This window comes from Ruegeria sp. AF3 (assembly GCF_056536285.1).
In genome coordinates, this window is sequence record NZ_JBQFJM010000002.1 from 596,008 (window position 1) to 611,753 (window position 15,746).

The 15,746-nt window shown below is 57.9% G+C and carries 19 protein-coding genes and 3 pseudogenes; 10 read left to right on the top strand and 12 right to left on the bottom strand.

Features of this window, described 5'->3' with window-relative positions:
• Positions 1–14 precede the first annotated feature (14 nt).
• Complete coding sequence (locus tag ACR3FC_RS19415; protein WP_480477956.1) at positions 15–716, bottom strand: IS6 family transposase; 702 nt, start codon at positions 714–716, stop codon at positions 15–17.
• 51 nt (positions 717–767) lie between these two features.
• Here ACR3FC_RS19415 and ACR3FC_RS19420 point away from each other — a divergent pair, with 51 nt between their 5' ends.
• Both ACR3FC_RS19420 and ACR3FC_RS19425 read left to right on the top strand, forming a co-directional pair.
• Positions 768–1,286, top strand: a complete 519-nt coding sequence (locus ACR3FC_RS19420; protein WP_480477958.1) for a hypothetical protein — start codon at positions 768–770, stop codon at positions 1,284–1,286.
• A gap of 168 nt (positions 1,287–1,454) precedes the next feature.
• Entirely contained in the window at positions 1,455–2,387 is a 933-nt protein-coding gene (locus ACR3FC_RS19425) for an IS5 family transposase (RefSeq protein WP_480477960.1), read from the top strand.
• 53 nt (positions 2,388–2,440) lie between these two features.
• Here the strand turns inward: ACR3FC_RS19425 and ACR3FC_RS19430 are convergent.
• A pseudogene (locus ACR3FC_RS19430) lies at positions 2,441–2,671 on the bottom strand (transposase); the annotation flags it as partial.
• A 337-nt stretch (positions 2,672–3,008) separates the two neighbouring features.
• Here ACR3FC_RS19430 and ACR3FC_RS19435 point away from each other — a divergent pair.
• From ACR3FC_RS19435 to ACR3FC_RS19445, 3 genes are all read left to right on the top strand, one after another.
• On the top strand, positions 3,009–3,764 hold the full coding sequence (locus tag ACR3FC_RS19435; protein ID WP_480478207.1) for an SDR family oxidoreductase: 756 nt from the start codon (positions 3,009–3,011) through the stop codon (positions 3,762–3,764).
• Positions 3,765–3,918: 154 nt separating this feature from the next.
• Positions 3,919–4,257: an ArsR/SmtB family transcription factor gene (locus ACR3FC_RS19440; RefSeq protein WP_480477962.1), complete on the top strand. Its 339-nt coding sequence runs from the start codon at positions 3,919–3,921 to the stop codon at positions 4,255–4,257.
• Positions 4,250–4,735: an SRPBCC family protein gene (locus ACR3FC_RS19445; protein WP_480477964.1), complete on the top strand. Its 486-nt coding sequence runs from the start codon at positions 4,250–4,252 to the stop codon at positions 4,733–4,735. The genes ACR3FC_RS19440 and ACR3FC_RS19445 overlap by 8 nt, the downstream gene beginning before the upstream one ends.
• An 11-nt stretch (positions 4,736–4,746) precedes the next feature.
• Here ACR3FC_RS19445 and ACR3FC_RS19450 read toward each other — a convergent pair whose 3' ends face one another.
• Positions 4,747–5,142, bottom strand: a complete 396-nt coding sequence (locus tag ACR3FC_RS19450; protein ID WP_480477966.1) for a GFA family protein — start codon at positions 5,140–5,142, stop codon at positions 4,747–4,749.
• An 81-nt stretch (positions 5,143–5,223) separates the two neighbouring features.
• Between ACR3FC_RS19450 and ACR3FC_RS19455 the strand changes: the two genes are divergently transcribed.
• Positions 5,224–5,604, top strand: a complete 381-nt coding sequence (locus tag ACR3FC_RS19455; RefSeq protein WP_480478209.1) for a DUF2267 domain-containing protein — start codon at positions 5,224–5,226, stop codon at positions 5,602–5,604.
• 79 nt (positions 5,605–5,683) lie between these two features.
• On the opposite strand, the gene ACR3FC_RS19460 is transcribed toward ACR3FC_RS19455, so the two are convergent.
• Genes ACR3FC_RS19460 through ACR3FC_RS19470 form a run of 3 tightly spaced genes read right to left on the bottom strand, consistent with a single transcriptional unit; the run spans position 5,684 to position 8,464 of the window.
• A complete protein-coding gene (locus ACR3FC_RS19460; protein ID WP_480477968.1) occupies positions 5,684–6,463 on the bottom strand; it encodes a methyltransferase domain-containing protein in 780 nt (259 codons plus the stop codon).
• Positions 6,464–6,481: 18 nt separating this feature from the next.
• Positions 6,482–7,633, bottom strand: coding sequence for a glutathione S-transferase N-terminal domain-containing protein (locus tag ACR3FC_RS19465; RefSeq protein WP_480477970.1), 1,152 nt, complete (start codon positions 7,631–7,633; stop codon positions 6,482–6,484).
• 54 nt (positions 7,634–7,687) lie between these two features.
• The gene (locus ACR3FC_RS19470) at positions 7,688–8,464 is read right to left on the bottom strand and encodes an SDR family NAD(P)-dependent oxidoreductase (RefSeq protein ID WP_480477972.1); all 777 of its coding nucleotides are present in this window, start codon (positions 8,462–8,464) and stop codon (positions 7,688–7,690) included.
• A 224-nt stretch (positions 8,465–8,688) separates the two neighbouring features.
• On the opposite strand from ACR3FC_RS19470, the gene ACR3FC_RS19475 reads away from it, so the two are divergent.
• Both ACR3FC_RS19475 and ACR3FC_RS19480 read left to right on the top strand, forming a co-directional pair.
• Positions 8,689–9,048, top strand: a complete 360-nt coding sequence (locus ACR3FC_RS19475; RefSeq protein ID WP_480477974.1) for a winged helix-turn-helix transcriptional regulator — start codon at positions 8,689–8,691, stop codon at positions 9,046–9,048.
• 296 nt (positions 9,049–9,344) lie between these two features.
• The gene (locus ACR3FC_RS19480; protein WP_480477956.1) at positions 9,345–10,046 is read left to right on the top strand and encodes an IS6 family transposase; all 702 of its coding nucleotides are present in this window, start codon (positions 9,345–9,347) and stop codon (positions 10,044–10,046) included.
• 55 nt (positions 10,047–10,101) lie between these two features.
• On the opposite strand, the pseudogene ACR3FC_RS19485 reads toward ACR3FC_RS19480, so the two are convergent.
• From ACR3FC_RS19485 to ACR3FC_RS19495, 3 genes and pseudogenes are all read right to left on the bottom strand, one after another.
• Positions 10,102–10,377, bottom strand: a pseudogene (locus tag ACR3FC_RS19485) (DDE-type integrase/transposase/recombinase); the annotation flags it as partial.
• Between the two features lie 84 nt (positions 10,378–10,461).
• Positions 10,462–10,890 (bottom strand): annotated as a pseudogene (locus ACR3FC_RS19490) (ATP-binding protein); the annotation flags it as partial.
• A gap of 50 nt (positions 10,891–10,940) precedes the next feature.
• A complete protein-coding gene (locus ACR3FC_RS19495; RefSeq protein WP_480477977.1) occupies positions 10,941–11,651 on the bottom strand; it encodes an IS6 family transposase in 711 nt (236 codons plus the stop codon).
• A gap of 215 nt (positions 11,652–11,866) precedes the next feature.
• Here ACR3FC_RS19495 and ACR3FC_RS19500 point away from each other — a divergent pair, with 215 nt between their 5' ends.
• Together ACR3FC_RS19500 and ACR3FC_RS19505 are read left to right on the top strand one after the other, a co-directional pair.
• Positions 11,867–12,445 (top strand): helix-turn-helix domain-containing protein, encoded by a 579-nt coding sequence (locus ACR3FC_RS19500; RefSeq protein ID WP_480477979.1) that lies wholly within the window; start codon positions 11,867–11,869, stop codon positions 12,443–12,445.
• Between the two features lie 118 nt (positions 12,446–12,563).
• Positions 12,564–13,454: a LysR substrate-binding domain-containing protein gene (locus tag ACR3FC_RS19505; protein WP_480477981.1), complete on the top strand. Its 891-nt coding sequence runs from the start codon at positions 12,564–12,566 to the stop codon at positions 13,452–13,454.
• Here the strand turns inward: ACR3FC_RS19505 and ACR3FC_RS19510 are convergent.
• The 3 genes from ACR3FC_RS19510 to ACR3FC_RS19520 are packed head-to-tail and all read right to left on the bottom strand — an operon-like array spanning position 13,441 to position 15,652.
• Complete coding sequence (locus ACR3FC_RS19510; protein WP_480477983.1) at positions 13,441–14,013, bottom strand: thiamine pyrophosphate-dependent enzyme; 573 nt, start codon at positions 14,011–14,013, stop codon at positions 13,441–13,443. The two genes, ACR3FC_RS19505 and ACR3FC_RS19510, sit on opposite strands and share 14 nt — an antisense overlap.
• Entirely contained in the window at positions 14,010–14,558 is a 549-nt protein-coding gene (locus ACR3FC_RS19515; protein WP_480477985.1) for a decarboxylase, read from the bottom strand. Before ACR3FC_RS19515 ends, ACR3FC_RS19510 begins: the two co-directional genes overlap by 4 nt.
• Positions 14,558–15,652, bottom strand: coding sequence for a pyridoxal phosphate-dependent aminotransferase (locus tag ACR3FC_RS19520; RefSeq protein WP_480477987.1), 1,095 nt, complete (start codon positions 15,650–15,652; stop codon positions 14,558–14,560). The genes ACR3FC_RS19515 and ACR3FC_RS19520 overlap by 1 nt, the downstream gene beginning before the upstream one ends.
• Between the last annotated feature and the right edge of the window lie 94 nt (positions 15,653–15,746).

Below are 15,746 nucleotides of genomic sequence, written 5' to 3' on the forward strand. Positions count from 1 at the left end.
CTGATGCTTGGGTGTCAAGTTGCTCGGGTGGCAGCATTCCAGGCGTCAAATGCTTCGAGGCGGTGATATCGGATTGTTAAGGCGGAGCGACGGCGCACAGGAACACAAAAGCAATTCCGAATGGCTGAATGAGTGGCCACAAACCGCTGCAAGCCTCCTGGAGATCGATGTCCTTGCATCGTCCTTTCCCGCTTTCGGAATGGGAGATGGCTGTTTTCGGCACGGTTGTTCAGCCCTTTGTGCGACCAATGATCCAGACCCGGCGCAACCTCTCGTTTTGCAGCACCATACGACCGCAGCTTGTCCGTGATGATCCGCTTGGGAATGAAACCAAGACGCTTTATCAGGCTGCGCAACAACCGTTTTGCGGCCCGTTTGTCGCGCTTCGGTTGGAGTATTTCGTCCAGCACGACGCCATGCTGATCGACCGCGCGCCAAAGCCAATACCTGCGAGCAGCGATTTTCACGACAACTTCATCGAGATGCCAGACATCACCAGGACGGTCCTGACTTAGTCGCAAGTTTCGAGCCATCATCGGTCCGAACTTGATCACCCAACGCCAGATAGTCTCGTAAGAAACGTCGATCCCGCGCGCAAGCAGCATCTCTTCAACTTCGCGAAGGCTCAAATTGAATCGGAAATACAGCCACACAGCGTGGGCAATGATCTGAGGAGGAAATCGGTGACGCTTGTAGCTGATGGACGACGAATTCATCAATGCGATCTATGTCCAAATCCAGACACGAGCAACCGATCTAGGGTTAACGTGACAACACCGTCCTTTTTCCTCCTAGTGCACTTCCCGTACCTCCAGGCCTTTGCCGACGTCAACAAGCGAACCTCGCGCGTGGCCTCGAACATCCCACTTCTGAAGTCGGACCTTGCGCCGATGTCGTTCACGACGATGGACGACAGCGGCTATAACGACGGGCTCATCGGGATCTATGAATTGAACAACGTCGCGCTGCTGCGCGAGGTCTACATGGACGCGTACATGGCGTCCGCGGAAAAGTACCAAATTCTTCGCGCTGAGGTGGATAGCCCGGAAAAGGCTGCGCTTGCCTATCGGGAATTCGTTCGCGCCGCGGTCCGGCGTTGCGTTCTCGAATTCAAGGAGTTCCGAAACGATGCGGTTGATGAGATGGCTTTGGCTGCTGGCGTGCCCGATGCTGATCGAGCGAATGTTGTCGCTTACGTTCGTGAGCAGATCGCGGGGCTCCATGAAGGCAACGTAATCCGCTATCGGCTGAAACCAGACGACCTGAAAGGAGTGAACCTGCGCTAGATCGTCGATCGAACCGGACCGAAGAACGTCTCGCATCAAAAGCGCATTCAATCATTGCGATAGTCGTTGAAATGATGGGCATCCAAAATAGTGTGGTTCGGAGAGGGCTCTGTTGCACAAATCCGGTGAGGGATTCATCTCGTGAATCCAGCGTGGTAGCTGGGGCACATGAGCAGACCGACACCGCCCGCCTACAAGACCAGGAACTGGCCCGTCTACAACATAGCGCTCAAGCGCCGCAGCTCGCTGACGATCTGGTTCGACCCCTCGATGACCTGGGAAGCCACGCCGACCGGGAAGCGCGGGCGGCAGCCCGACTACAGCGACGCCGCCATCCAGACCTGCCTGACCATGAAGGTGCTGTTCGGCATGGCCCTGCGCCAGACAACCGGGTTCGTCGAGAGCCTGTTGCGTCTGATCGGCCTGGACTGGGCTGTGCCCGACTTCAGCACGCTGTCGCGGCGCCAGAAGACCCTGAAGGTCAACATCCCCTACCGCGGCTCGGACGGCCCGTTGCATCTGCTGGTCGACAGCACCGGGATCAAGGTGGAAGGCGAAGGCGAGTGGAACGCCCGCAAGCATGGTGGCGCCAAACGCAGGGTCTGGCGCAAGATCCACATCGGGATCGACGAGAAATCCCTGGAGATCCGGGCCGCTGAGTTCACCACCAGCGACGTGGGCGATGCCCCCATGCTGCCCGAGTTGCTTGACCAGATCCCACCCAATCAGGAGATCGCCAGCGTCACCGCCGACGGTGCTTTCGACACCCGCAAGTGCCATGATGCCATCGCCGCCCGTGGGGCCGCAGCGATCATTCCGCCGCGGAAGAATGCCAAGCCCTGGAAGCCCGACACCTCAGGGGCGATCGCCCGCAACGAGATCCTGTGCACATCGAAGCGTGTCGGCCGAACAATCTGGCGACGATGGAGTGGATACCACCGCCGAAGCAGGGCCGAGACCAAGATGCACTGCGTCAAACTGCTGGGCCGGCGCCTGTCCGCCCGGGACTTCGACCGTCAGGTCGCAGAGTTCCAGGTTCGCGTCGCCGTCCTGAACGGCTTCACCGCGCTCGGCACACCCAGCACAGAGGTCGCAGGATAGGTCTGTCCGGGGAAAGGGGAGCTCTGCCTCTCACCCGATTTGTGCAACAGAGCCCCGGCCAGCCGGTTCTTGCCCGCCTCCAGGAATTCCTTCGACCAGGAATAATACAGGCTCTCTGCAATACCCTCGCGGCGGCACAGCGCAGCAATGCTTTCCCCGCCCCGCAATCCCGCCAGGACAACCCTGATCTTCTCCTCGGTTGAGTAGTGCTTGCGCGTCTTGCGTTTGATGCCTCTGACCAGCTTGTCAGCGGCATCCTTACTTGTTCCGGATTTCTTGTTCATCTTCACTCCATAAAGGTTACGATGAACCAGAAATCCTCCGTTGCTCAAACCCTTAAATTTGTCCGGTAAGCGCTGATGTCAGACAGCATACCGCACCGGGCTTTGGATTTAAGTCCAGCCAGTTAGGGCGAGCCGGGAAAGCCCGGCAGGGCCGTGGCGCAGGCGGCCCCGCGCTGGCCACCCGCCATCGTCTCGTGCCCGCCCGATCCTCAGCACCCCACGACCCGGTTCTTGCGCATTGGGTCCCACACCCGTGCCAGTAGCAAGAAACGGGTCGATTGGCCGGCGGTCGGCCCGATAGACCCATGGTTATGCAAATAAGTTGAAAGGCATGATCATGGAACTGAAGAACAAGACCGTCATTGTCACCGGCGCAAGCAGTGGCATCGGGGCAGCCGCGGCGCTGCTCTTTGCCGCCGAAGGCGCCAACGTCATCCTTGGTGCGCGGCGGCAGGCCGAACTGGACCAGCTGGTCGGGCAGATCACTCAAAGCAATGGCAGGGCAACCTGCCTTGCCGGGGATGTCACTGACGAAGCTTACTCGAAGGCGCTGGTGGCGCTTGCGCTGGACAAATACGGCGCGGTCGATGGTGCCTTCAACAATGCGGGCATCATGGGCGATATGGGTCCGGTTTCGACGATGAGCACGGCGAACTGGGACGCGGTAATCGCTGCGAACCTGACCAGCGCGTTCTACGCGGCGAAAGCCCAGATCCCGGTCATGGCCGCGCAAGGAAAAGGGTCGATAGTCTTTACCAGCTCATTCGTCGGGTTCAGCAATGGTGGCATGCCGGGGATGGCCGCCTATGCCGCATCCAAGGCGGGGATGATCGGCTTCACACAGGCGTTGGCATCGGAACATGCGGGGGATGGGATTCGCGTCAACGCCGTGCTTCCCGGGGGAACGATGACCGCAATGGCCGGTGACGATCCCGACACGCATGCATTCATCGCCGGCCTGCATCCGGTAAAACGCCTTGCCGAGCCAAAGGAGATTGCCCAATCTGCGCTCTACTTGTTATCGGACCGGGCGAGTTTCGTAACCGGGACGCCACTCGTCGCCGATGGCGGCATGTCGGTCCGGCTGCTCTGAGATCTTGCCGTTGGCCTTCTTATGGCCAACGGCTTCAATTCGGCCCGTTCGGTGGGGATTGCGTTGCTGCGTGACGCCTGTTGCCAAGGCCGGTCACTCCGAATTTCTTATTTTACCAGTTGATTTATTAACCTATTGGTTTAATAAAGTACGTATGACTGACCAGACCAAGCTTGATGCGGCTTTCTCGGCCCTCGCCAATCCGACACGGCGAGCCATACTTGCGAGGTTAGCACAGGGCGAGGCGACCGTGAACGAACTGGCCGAACCGTTCGCAATGAGTTTGCCGGCCGTATCGAAGCATATCCGGGTTCTGGAAGACGCAGGCTTCATCTCACGCGGTAAGAACGCTCAGTTTCGACCTTGCAGGATGGATGCAAGACCGCTGGAGGCCATCGCCGAATGGACAGAACAATACCGCCATATCTGGGCGGCAAGGTTCGATGCCATGGCCGACGTCCTGAAGCAAATCGGGGAGATTTCCGATGAATGAAGTTCAAAGATGGGTTCGCATCGAACGCGAGCTTGCGGCGTCAATCGATGCGGTCTGGAATATGTGGACCGATCCGGCGCTCTTCAAACAATGGTATGGCCCGATGGGCATGACCGTGCCATTTGCGGAAATGGATGTCGTCGTTGGCGGGCAGCGCAAGATCTGCATGGAGATGAAGACGCCTGACCGGACCATGTCCATGTGGTTCATCGGCGTCTACAAAGAGGTCACGGCGCCCACCCGCCTGGTCTATACCGAGAGCATGTGTGATGCCGACGGCATCCTCATTCCGCCCTCCAGCATGGGAATGCCCGAGGGTACGCCGGACGTGACGGACGTCATTGTGGAACTGGCGGAAGCGGACGGCAAGACACGCACGACAATGATCCATATCGGTGTGCCCGAGGGATCAGCGGGCGAAAGCGGCTGGACCCAGGCATTCGAGAAGCTCATGACGCTCGTTGAGGGCGCGCCCTGACTCGATCCAGACTATGACGGTGGATGGCCATCAGACTGCGGGGCGTCATCGCAAATCTCATACCAGTCCGGTTTTTCAAAGACGAATTCGTGAAACTGGTTTCTGACGCTGAACTCCGTATCCAGAGCATTCGCGGCAATCGGAAAACTGTTATCGTCCGAGAGGATTTCCCCAAGCGACGTGCCACAGAACCTGCAGAAGCACCGCGCGTACTTGTAGGGCGGAGCGGGCCGATAGGTCGCCACATGCTCCTTTCCCTGCAGCCAGTTCAGGTCTTCCTTCTTCACGAAGACGATGACGCTGGCGCCAACCTTGCGGCAGCGCGAGCAATGACAGGTGCCCATCATCGACGGCTCGGACGAAAGCTCAAATCTTACCGCCCCACAGCAACAGCTTCCCTGAATCATAAGACGATTCCTTCGTATCAAACAGACAACCTTGATAAGAACATTAAGTGAACATTAGTGTTTGTGCAATGAAGAATTTACCTGGATTCTGCCAACAACGCATATACCGCATTTGATGTGGTATTTCAGGTGTTTCGAGGGCGCTTAACCGCCCAGGAGGAGCTAGATTTCGCCAGTGTGCTCCCGTGCGTTCCCCGGGCGATTTTCGTGAAGGATTGGGACATCTCGGATCAACCGCTTCCGTTTGGTGACCGCGCCTCTCTTGTCGAAGAAGTCAAAGCCGTCCGAAAACATCACAACCTCACTCCCGTTAATGCGATCCAAGCGGCCGCCTGGGCATTGCGGCGGCACAAAAACGCGCGTAATTTCCAGCGGGTGCTCGACAAGCTGCCCCTAGAGGCCCGTGATTTCTGGTACGTCGAAGTCTCGGATCCATCTGAACTGGAACAGCGTATTATCTAAGCAAAAAGTCGCCCGGCTTTGAGAGGAACCCAGAGCCGCGTATAAGGGCCACTAGGTTGCGACCCCACCTTTCAGGCCATCAAGCAGAACGTCGTTTCCGGGCCTGGGCGCAATAAACGATTTCCCAAACACAGGTTGGTCGGAACTGCCGCCGCTCGTTGGCAAGCCGGTCTTCAAGGGTATCGATATCGATGTCAGTCTTCGATGCAATCGAGTATCGTTCAAGGCGCGGAAGCGCCGCGCGGACAATCGAAGCAACCGGATAGCGAGACGAGGGTGTCAAAAGGTTCGCTTCGGCACGGATCGCTTCCACCTCCAGTCCCGCTTCCGAAAGAACGGCGTACATATGGCTGCCCATGTGGATGTCGGCGCCTTCGGTCAACAGCATATCGCGAAGCCAGCCACGGACCCGATCATGCAGCGGCCAAGGCGCTCCGACCTGTTCGATTGTGGCTAGGTCATGCTCATGGAACAAGGCGCGACCACCCGGCTTGAGGACGCGGGCAAGGCTGCTTACCGCTGCCACAGGATCTCGCTGATACATCAGCACACGCCGTCCGATAGTGGCCTCGCAGGTCTCGTCCTTGATTCCAGTCGCGTCAAAACCTCCTTCAGAGAATGTGACGTTGCGCAAACCCAACTCGGCCCGTCTGGCGCGTGCCAATTGCAATGCGCCTGCGTCCCGATCAAGACCGATCACCTGACCGTGCGATCCGACCCGTTCGGCCGCCATGAATGACACCGCGCCGGTGCCGCAGCCGATATCAAGCACGCGCATGCCCGAACCGATACCTGCCGCTTCGAGCAGCCCCATAGTCATCTGGTCAACGTTGTTCACTGCCAAACAGCCAGTTTCCATTGTCCTTACGGCCGAAACTCAAATCGGTGGGCGGTGCGGCATACCCGTACCGGTGTCGAGATAGGCCTTTAAGCTGTCGACAAAAAACCTGTCCCATCCGGCCTCGCATACCTCGTAACAAAGAAGGCTTGGTGAAAGCCCCACATGTTCGAAACGAACTCGCGCGCCGTTTTCTTCGGGCGAGATGGTCCAGATCGTCCGCGTGCCGAGCCATTCTGTCTCGATCTCCTTGGGCTTGCCTTCATGCAGGTGCAGCGCCTCGACGCATTCCAACTCGACCAGTTTTCCGGGAACAAGCCGCCTGGCTTCGAAAGTCCAGTACGACCGGCCCGGCGGAAAGGTGAACTTGGCCCGGTCGCCCTCTTTCCGGATCGGCTGATCAGGTGTGGTCCACCAGTGTTCGAACCCTTTCGTCAGTGCTTCGAAGACCTGTTCCGGGGTGGCCGCGACCGTGAGAGACTTTTTATAGTTTCGCATGGAAGGTACTGCCTCCTGTTCATTCCAATGCGGAGGCAACGTGTCCTCAATACCGGGAAGCTCTCTCATCCGGGCTTTCCACTCGGATACCCGTGGATAAAGATCAGGCGGATAGCCGAAACCAAGCCGGTCCATTACCTTGTGGTGGTTCTCGACCGCCCGCTGGATAAGGCGGATTTCCGGGAAAACGACCGCGTCTGCCGCACTCGGCGTATTCCCAACCAAATAGGAACTATTTGCCAGCAGACCCTCAAGCCAGCGGCATTCAGCATGCAGCTTTTCACTGGCTCCGACCAGTGCCTTGTCTTCTTCGCTGCCCGGCTCCGGGTCGAGCCGCTGCAGCAAGACTGGAACCAGTACGGCGCGATTGGCCTCGCGCACATAGTCGCAAGCTTCCATGGTGACCTGCCAGATTCGCGCGGCCTCGTCCGGTGTTGCGCCAAAGAGTGGAGGCTCGGGATAGCGCCGATCCAGCCAGGCAAGGGCGGCAATTGAATCGCGGATGACGATGCCGTCGGCTTCCAACACCGGGACGGTGGCGCGCGGATTCAGCGACAGAAAGGGTTCGGATTTGTGTTCTCCGGCGGAGGCTTGCAGAACGTGCTGTTCCCAAGGGATGCCTTTTAGGGCGAGTGCCACAAGCACTCGCCAGGGTCGCGGTGCGCCGCTGATTGTGTGGATGGTCAATGTCATGTTTCAGGTCCTAATCCTCAAGTGCGAAATTGTTGCGGGGCGGCACGGATATCATCATTCCAGGATATGTCCCGCCGACTGGTTGAGCATGGTGCCTGCCATGCAAGAGGCGAGATCGGACGCCGCAAAAGCAAAGACCCCGGCGATATCTTCGGCAGATGGCAGGCGTTTGAGCGCGGTCTTGTTCTGCTCGACAAAATCCTTCATGCCCGCGTAGTCGAGACCTATTTGCCCGCCCATCGTCTTGAACGTGTAATCGATGGTTGACGATTCTTGCAACGCTTCGGACCGCACACCCAGAACACGAATGCCTGCCGGTCCCCATTCATGCGCCAGTACACGCATCAACCCCTCAGTCGCAGCATGAGAGGCCGAAGCCGCCGCCGACCACGGGGCTCCGACCTTGGCCAGTGTCGAGGTGTTGAAGATCACCGTACCAAACCCCTGCCGGGTCATGTAAGGATAAGCCGCTTTGGCCGAGATGAACTGAGCGCAGGTGTCGACGGACAGTGGCAGAAGGAACTGCTCGGAGGAAACCTCGACGCTTGGGTTGCCGTGATGATAGTCCAACGGTCGTACGCCTGCGAGGTTCACGACAATATCGATGCGGCCTTGCCTTTCCCAGACCGCGTCCACAAAGTCGGACACCGCCGAAGTGTCGGTGGCGTCAAGATCTCGGTAGTCGGCAAGTTTTTCAGCGATACGTGAGTGGGCGCCGTTTCGACCGGCACCGAACACGATTGCCCCTTCCCGCAAAAAACGCTCGGCGACATGGCGTCCGATATGCCCGTTTACACCGAGGACGATTGCGGTTTTCCCTTCCAAAAGCATGGCTTGATCTTCCCTGTTCCTGTGTGCGCTGCATCAATATGGGATTTTGCAACTTATTGAAAAGAAGGCAGTTTTTCTTTACTTGGTCAGGTTTTTGCTACTATTGGCGGCGATTCTCTGGTCGCGCCTTGGGGCAACCCGATGAATTTCCATACAAATGGTTTGATTTGTGAGCAAACTTACAAAATAATGGTTGGTAGCAAATTAGTACTAGGGAGGCTGCCATGAATGTCATGAAAAACGTCACGGACGAATCACGGCCATCGAACGACGCCTTTGCCGAGCGCTGCCCCATGCCCGATATCGCCCGCTTGATTGGCGGCAAGTGGAAACTGATCATTCTTCAAGTTCTGATCTTCCAGGGCACGAAGCGCTTCGGCGAACTCAAGCGGGACGTGGACGGGATCACGCAGACCATGCTGACTGGGCAGCTTCGGGCGCTGGAGGAAGATGGGCTGGTGACGCGCGAGATATTTCCAGAGGTGCCGCCACGGGTAGAATACACGGCGACCCAAAAGGCGATGGCCCTGACCAAGATGTTTCACGCAATGCACGATTGGTGGCTTCTAGAATGTGAGAAATAGGGATATTTGATGGGCGCGACATGGCCGTGGCGCGCAAACGGCTTGACGGATCGACAATGCCCCGATAGCTAGGTGGCAGGCTGCAGACGCCCGCCGCCGGCATTGCCAAGTTGATCGCGCTGTCCATTTCGGATGGCGCGGTACCATGACCATACCGACTTCATTGCCGCGGCTGAAAGGCTTCCGTTTTCCTCGCGAAATCATCGCCTATTCGGTGTGGGCATATCATCGGTTGGTGTTGTCACGTTAACCCTAGATCGGTTGCTCGTGTCTGGATTTGGACATAGATCGCATTGATGAATTCGTCGTCCATCAGCTACAAGCGTCACCGATTTCCTCCTCAGATCATTGCCCACGCTGTGTGGCTGTATTTCCGATTCAATTTGAGCCTTCGCGAAGTTGAAGAGATGCTGCTTGCGCGCGGGATCGACGTTTCTTACGAGACTATCTGGCGTTGGGTGATCAAGTTCGGACCGATGATGGCTCGAAACTTGCGACTAAGTCAGGACCGTCCTGGTGATGTCTGGCATCTCGATGAAGTTGTCGTGAAAATCGCTGCTCGCAGGTATTGGCTTTGGCGCGCGGTCGATCAGCATGGCGTCGTGCTGGACGAAATACTCCAACCGAAGCGCGACAAACGGGCCGCAAAACGGTTGTTGCGCAGCCTGATAAAGCGTCTTGGTTTCATTCCCAAGCGGATCATCACGGACAAGCTGCGGTCGTATGGTGCTGCAAAACGAGAGGTTGCGCCGGGTCTGGATCATTGGTCGCACAAAGGGCTGAACAACCGTGCCGAAAACAGCCATCTCCCATTCCGAAAGCGGGAAAGGACGATGCAAGGACATCGATCTCCAGGAGGCTTGCAGCGGTTTGTGGCCACTCATTCAGCCATTCGGAATTGCTTTTGTGTTCCTGTGCGCCGTCGCTCCGCCTTAACAATCCGATATCACCGCCTCGAAGCATTTGACGCCTGGAATGCTGCCACCCGAGCAACTTGACACCCAAGCATCAGGATTTCTTCGTGAGTCAGAAGTTAACGTGACAACACCTGCAGAAGAGCTCGATGTATTCGAACTCGTCTTGCCGCGCGTCGTCCTGGGTCGGGTATGTCCGCCGCCTGATCCGTTCTCGTTTCAGCAGTTGGAAGAAACTTTCAGCGACCGCGTTGTCGTGACAATTGCCGCGTCGGCTCATGCTGGGTTCCAGGTTGTGCTGGCGCAGGAATGTCTGCCACTCCCGGCTGGTGAATTGGGAGCCCTAGTCTGAGTGGACCACGACCTTACCTGCGGGTTTGCGCCGCCATACGGCCATCAGCAGGGCTTGCAGAGCGTTTGTCAACGGCGGCAAGAACCGGCCGTTGGGGTGGAGCAAAAGTAGGCCAGTTTGGCGCGGGCGCCTTGCAGCGTGCGACCCTCAAATAGCAAGCACGGTCCAAGGCGCATTGGCCGTCAGGCCAATCCTGTAAAGATCATTTCCGGATTTTGCGAGGCGGGCGCGGCTCTGGTTGAGGCGATAGCTTTCGCCGTTCATTTCCATAATGTTCACATGATGGGTCAGGCGATCCAGCAGGGCGCCGGTGAGGCGTTCGGTCCCGAAGGTTTCCGTCCATTCTTCGAACGGCAGATTGCTGGTGATCAGGGTGGAACCTCTCTCGTAGCGTTGTGAGATCAGCTCGAAGAGCAGTTCAGCGCCGGTTTTGCTCAATGGCACAAAGCCCAGTTCATCGATTGTCAGCAATTTGACCTTGGCCAGTTGCCGTTGCAGCCGCAGCAAGCGCTTCTCGTCGCGGGCCTCCATCAGTTCATGAACCAGCGATGCCGCTGTAACGAAGGCGACCGGCAGGCACTGTCAAGTTATTGGCGCTGATCTGAGATCAGGCGCACGGTCGCCGCTCAGGCCCGGAGATTCTCAACGTATTCCTGCCAGAGGCCGAAGGCGTCGGCACATGCATGGCGGTAAGAGGGTGTGGACAGATGATGGCGTTTGGGGCGGAACAGAGCGGCGATCTGGTCATGTGCCGAGAGGAAGAGCTGCGTCTGGCCGGGTGACTTGAACCGGCCCATGATCTTCTCGCGCCGTCGGGTATGCCGGTGCGAGGCCTCGGCCCGGTTGTTCAGGCCCTTGTGGGCGCGATGGTCGGTCCCGGGGCAGAGCCCCCTCCGGGCCACCCGGTAGCTGCCCAGCTTGTCCGTGATCAGGACCCTCGGCGCGCCCCACTTCAGCATCAGCTTGCGCATGAAGCGCTTCGCCGCGTTAGCATTCCGGCGCGCCTGCACCAGGATCTCGAGGACGTCACCACGTGCATCGACCGCCCGCCAGAGCCAGCGCTTCTTGCTGCCGATCACGATGACCATCTCGTCGAGATGCCACTTGTCGGCCGGCGCCGGACGATCCTCGCGGATTCTTCCCGCGATCTGGCGGCCGAAACGCCTAACCCAGGAACGGACCGTCTCGTGGCTGACCCGGACGCCCCGCTCGGCCAGCAGGTCCTCGACGTCCCGAAGGCTCAGGGCAAATCGATGGTAAGCCCAGACGGCAAACCCGATGACCGAACGTGGGTACCGAAACCCCTTGAGACGCGGCGAAGGGACTGACAGGATCATCGCGCGCCTCTATCGGTGTATGATCGGGCCGTCAACTTGACAGTGCCGTTCTTGCACAGTTCGACGCCTGGGTTGAGGATGGTACGATTAAAACCTAAGCCAGAACGACCTTACAACTGACCCACAATTCCCCGCAGAACCGGGTCGGGAAAAGTTTGCGGCCATTCCTGCCAACCGCTATCAACATCCAGACAAGGATGAATGGCGATCGCTTGATGGGAAATAAAACGGATACTGAAAAAGAAGTCGGACAGACTCTGCAAAGGTTGCGGCAGGAGCGTAATCTGACGCTGGCGGATCTGGCCACCCGGGCGCAGGTTTCAACCGCGATGATCAGCCGGATCGAAAACGGGCATGTATCCCCTTCACTTGGCACGTTGCAATCATTGGCGGATGCTCTGGACGTCGCGCTGATGGCGCTGTTTGCACATTCCGAAGTGGCAGCTGATGTGCATCATGTCAAAGCGGGCGACGGGTTGCCATCGCGGCGCATCACGCAGGGCCACGCACATGATTACATGTTGCTGGGCAAACATGGCGGGCCCGGTGGCACGTTTCAGTCTGCCCATATCACCATCTCACGTGACCAGTCAGAAAGCCTGCCAAGCTATCAGCATGAAGGGTACGTCTTTCTCTATATGATCAGGGGCACGGCGGTCTATCGATGCGGGACCGAGGATTTTACGATGGCCGCCGGAGATACGCTGAGCTTTGACGCCAAGCTGCCTCATGGCTTTCATCAAATCCTGTCAAATGCGATTGAATTCATCACCGTTTCAACACGTCCGCAGTAAGCAGGCATCACATTCCGGCGGCATCGGGCCGTATAACCCACCGGAACCATTTCATATTCCTATATTATGTGAAACTATGAATAATCCGACCGTATATCTCAATCAGGCCTAATCTCGCATGAAGATCACTTTCAAACAGGTTGACGCTTTTCGAACCGTGGTTTCGACCGGAACCGTGACCGAGGCGGCGGCGATGCTGGGTATCTCGCAGCCCGCGGTCAGTCGCCTGATTTCGGACTTTGAGGCCGAAGTTGGATTTCGGTTGTTTCAACGCTCGGGCCGGGTGCTGGTGCCCACGGATGAGGCCCGTCTGCTGGTGGAAGAGGTGCGGCAGGCCGTCAGCGGCATGGAACACATCAAGGAATCTGCGACTGCCATCGGGAAATTCGGCCACGCGCGGCTTAGCCTTGTGGTCACCCCGGGGGTGTCGTCCCAACTGGCCCCCGATCTGATTCAGGAATTCGCCGCCACCTGGCCGCAGGCCATGGCCCGGATGGAAATCGCGCCCAGCGACGATGCGGTCGAATGGATGGTCTCGCAGAATTACGATTTCGGGGTCACAACGACCGAACCCGCCAACCCGTCCTTTGACAGTCTGGTTATCCGGAACAGCGACGTGCGCTGCGTCGTTCCAACTGGTCACCCTCTGGCCGGGAAATCCCTTGTACAGGCGCAGGATTTGGCTGGTGAGAATTTTATCTCATACATGCCTTCCTCGCGGTTCCGGTTCGAGATGGATCAGTTTTTCGAGGCAAAAGGCATTCAACGGCAGATGCAGTATGAGACGCGCACTACCGACGCAGTATGCCGTCTTGTTGCGCGTGGGTTGGGCGTATCGGTTGTCGGAGCCAGCCTGGATTACCTCAGAACAATTCCTGACTGTGTCGCCCTGCCCTTTGCGGCACCTCTGACCTTTCGGGCAGTTCTGTTCTGGTCCAAAAACAAGCCCCTGTCTGCCGTCGGGCAATCCTTTCTAAAGATCGTGCAATCTCAGATTAACGGCGATTAAGCGCCTCGCGGAAACTGGCACGCGCCTGTGCGCTGTGAATATACGTGTAGTCCCGCGGATAGGGGGCACCTGCCGTTAGTTCCATAGAAACAAACTGTGGACCGTTGGATGACAGCACCTGCGGCAGCGCCGCAGAAAACTGATCCAGCGTGGTAAATCGCTGCACTCCGGCATAACCGGCGGCCCATGCCATAGCAGTAAAATCCACTCTGTCCGCGCCGGGCAAAGGGTGCGACCCGTTCACCTCATAGACGCGGTTGGCCGAAAGGAAATGGTAAAGGTTTGTCACTCCCGCATTGGCAATCGTCACCAAAGTTCCCAGATTCATCAGCAGGCTGCCGTCGCCATCCAGCACCATCACACGCCGATCAGGATTAGCCAGTGCCAGACCCAAACCATGAGAGGATGCCTGTCCCATTGCGCCGACAGCCACATAGTTCAGATCGCGCGGGTTCAGGGCAAGCCAGTCGAAACAGTTTTGATACACGGCGACCACGATGTCCTCCTCGCGGACGTGAGGGATCAGGGCTTTCAACGCGGCATCGCGGTGCATTGTCATGGCGCCTCCGGTGCGCGGCCAATCAGGAAAATATGGGGTCTTGAGGCCGCATAGGCCGCTTCGATCGCCTGCGGGATATGGTCTTCATCTCCCGGTTCCTCGATCAGGGAATGTGACAGCTCCATAGCGTCCAGCACCGGCCGGACGATCCGCACCCCGTAAGAGGCTGACTGATCCGGGTGCATATGTGGCTCCTTGCCTTGCAGTCCAACCATCATGACCACCGGCAGTTCATAGTCGACGCCAATGGCCCGGATCGCATTCAGGGAGTCCATCAACCCGGTTTGCTGCATCATCAAGACCGCCCGCGTACCGTTGTATGACATCGCCCCGCAGATACTGACGCCCTCATCTTCTTTACAGATACGGGTCAGGCGAAATACGGGATCGCGTGAGATCGGCCAGAGCAGCCCATCACTGGTAACAATATCCGGCAGCGCAACTATTTCACGAACACCCGCCACCTTGATTGCGGCTATGATTGCGGCGCCGGATGGATGCGCGACCTGCGGAGCATCTTCTGCTGGTTGAGGGGACGCGACCATCAGGCACCTCCGGCCAGAAACGCAGCGATCCCGTCCCGTGCCGCCTGCAATTCATGGCGGTGGCCAATGGTGATGCGGATATAGTCGCGATAGGCGGGCGAGGCGAACCGGCGGACGGCAACGCCGCGCTGCCGCAAGAACCGATCCACCGCTTCGGCAGATTTCCTGGGATCGGGAAACTGAACCAGCACAAAGTTGGCCTGGCTTGGAACCACATACAGGCCCAGTTCCGTTAGTGCGGTCGAAAGCCATTTTCGATTGTTCAGGTTAGTCTCTCGCACAAAACGTGTGTGCGCAGTGTCTTCCAATGCTGCAACTGCTGCCGCAACCGAAGAAGACGCCACGGGAAAGGTCAGACTGATCCGGCGCACGCTGTCGACCACATCCTCAGGCCCGTACATCCAGCCGACGCGTGCGCCCGCCAGTCCGAAAATCTTTGAAAACGTCCGGCACATGACAACATTGTCCGCAGCCTCCACCTGCTTGTGCGCAGGCTCATAATCCGCCGCATCGACATATTCCTCGTAGGCGGCATCAATGATCAGAAGCACATTTTCAGGCAACGCAGCATGAAGACGGCGCAGCTCTGATCCGTTCAGATATGTACCTGCCGGGTTTTCGGGATTGGCGAGGTAAACGATCCGGGTACGTTTAGTCACCGCCTCGATCATTCGGTCGACTGAGGGTTTGAAGGCATCGTCCGCGACCGACACCACCTCGGCGTCATTGGCATTGGCGTAGTTCGGTACTTTGAGATAGCCGTTTGCGCTGCGGATCAACTCGGTGCCCTGCCCCAGATAGGCACGGGCCAGGCGGGCCAGCAGATCGTCCGATCCCTGCCCGGTGGTGATCCGCGCGGCGTCCAGCCCAAATTTCTCGGCGATTGCTGGGGCCAGAATGTGATCGGGGTTTTCAACATAGCGTTCGACACTGCTGATGGCCGCACAGGCGGCGGAGCGGGCCGTCGGGCTGGGACCAAACACACTTTCATTCGAGTTCAGAAGGATCGCAAGCGGCGGAACGTCCATGGACGCCGCACCCACCATATGAGGTTTGATCCTGTCTATTCCAGCTTTAGCACGGGCTATGGCCATCCAAATCCTCCGGCGCCGCCAGTGACGGCAATGGCAATTTCATACATATATCACACAGCATACAATTTTAGACAATTCACTTTCAAAAAAATTA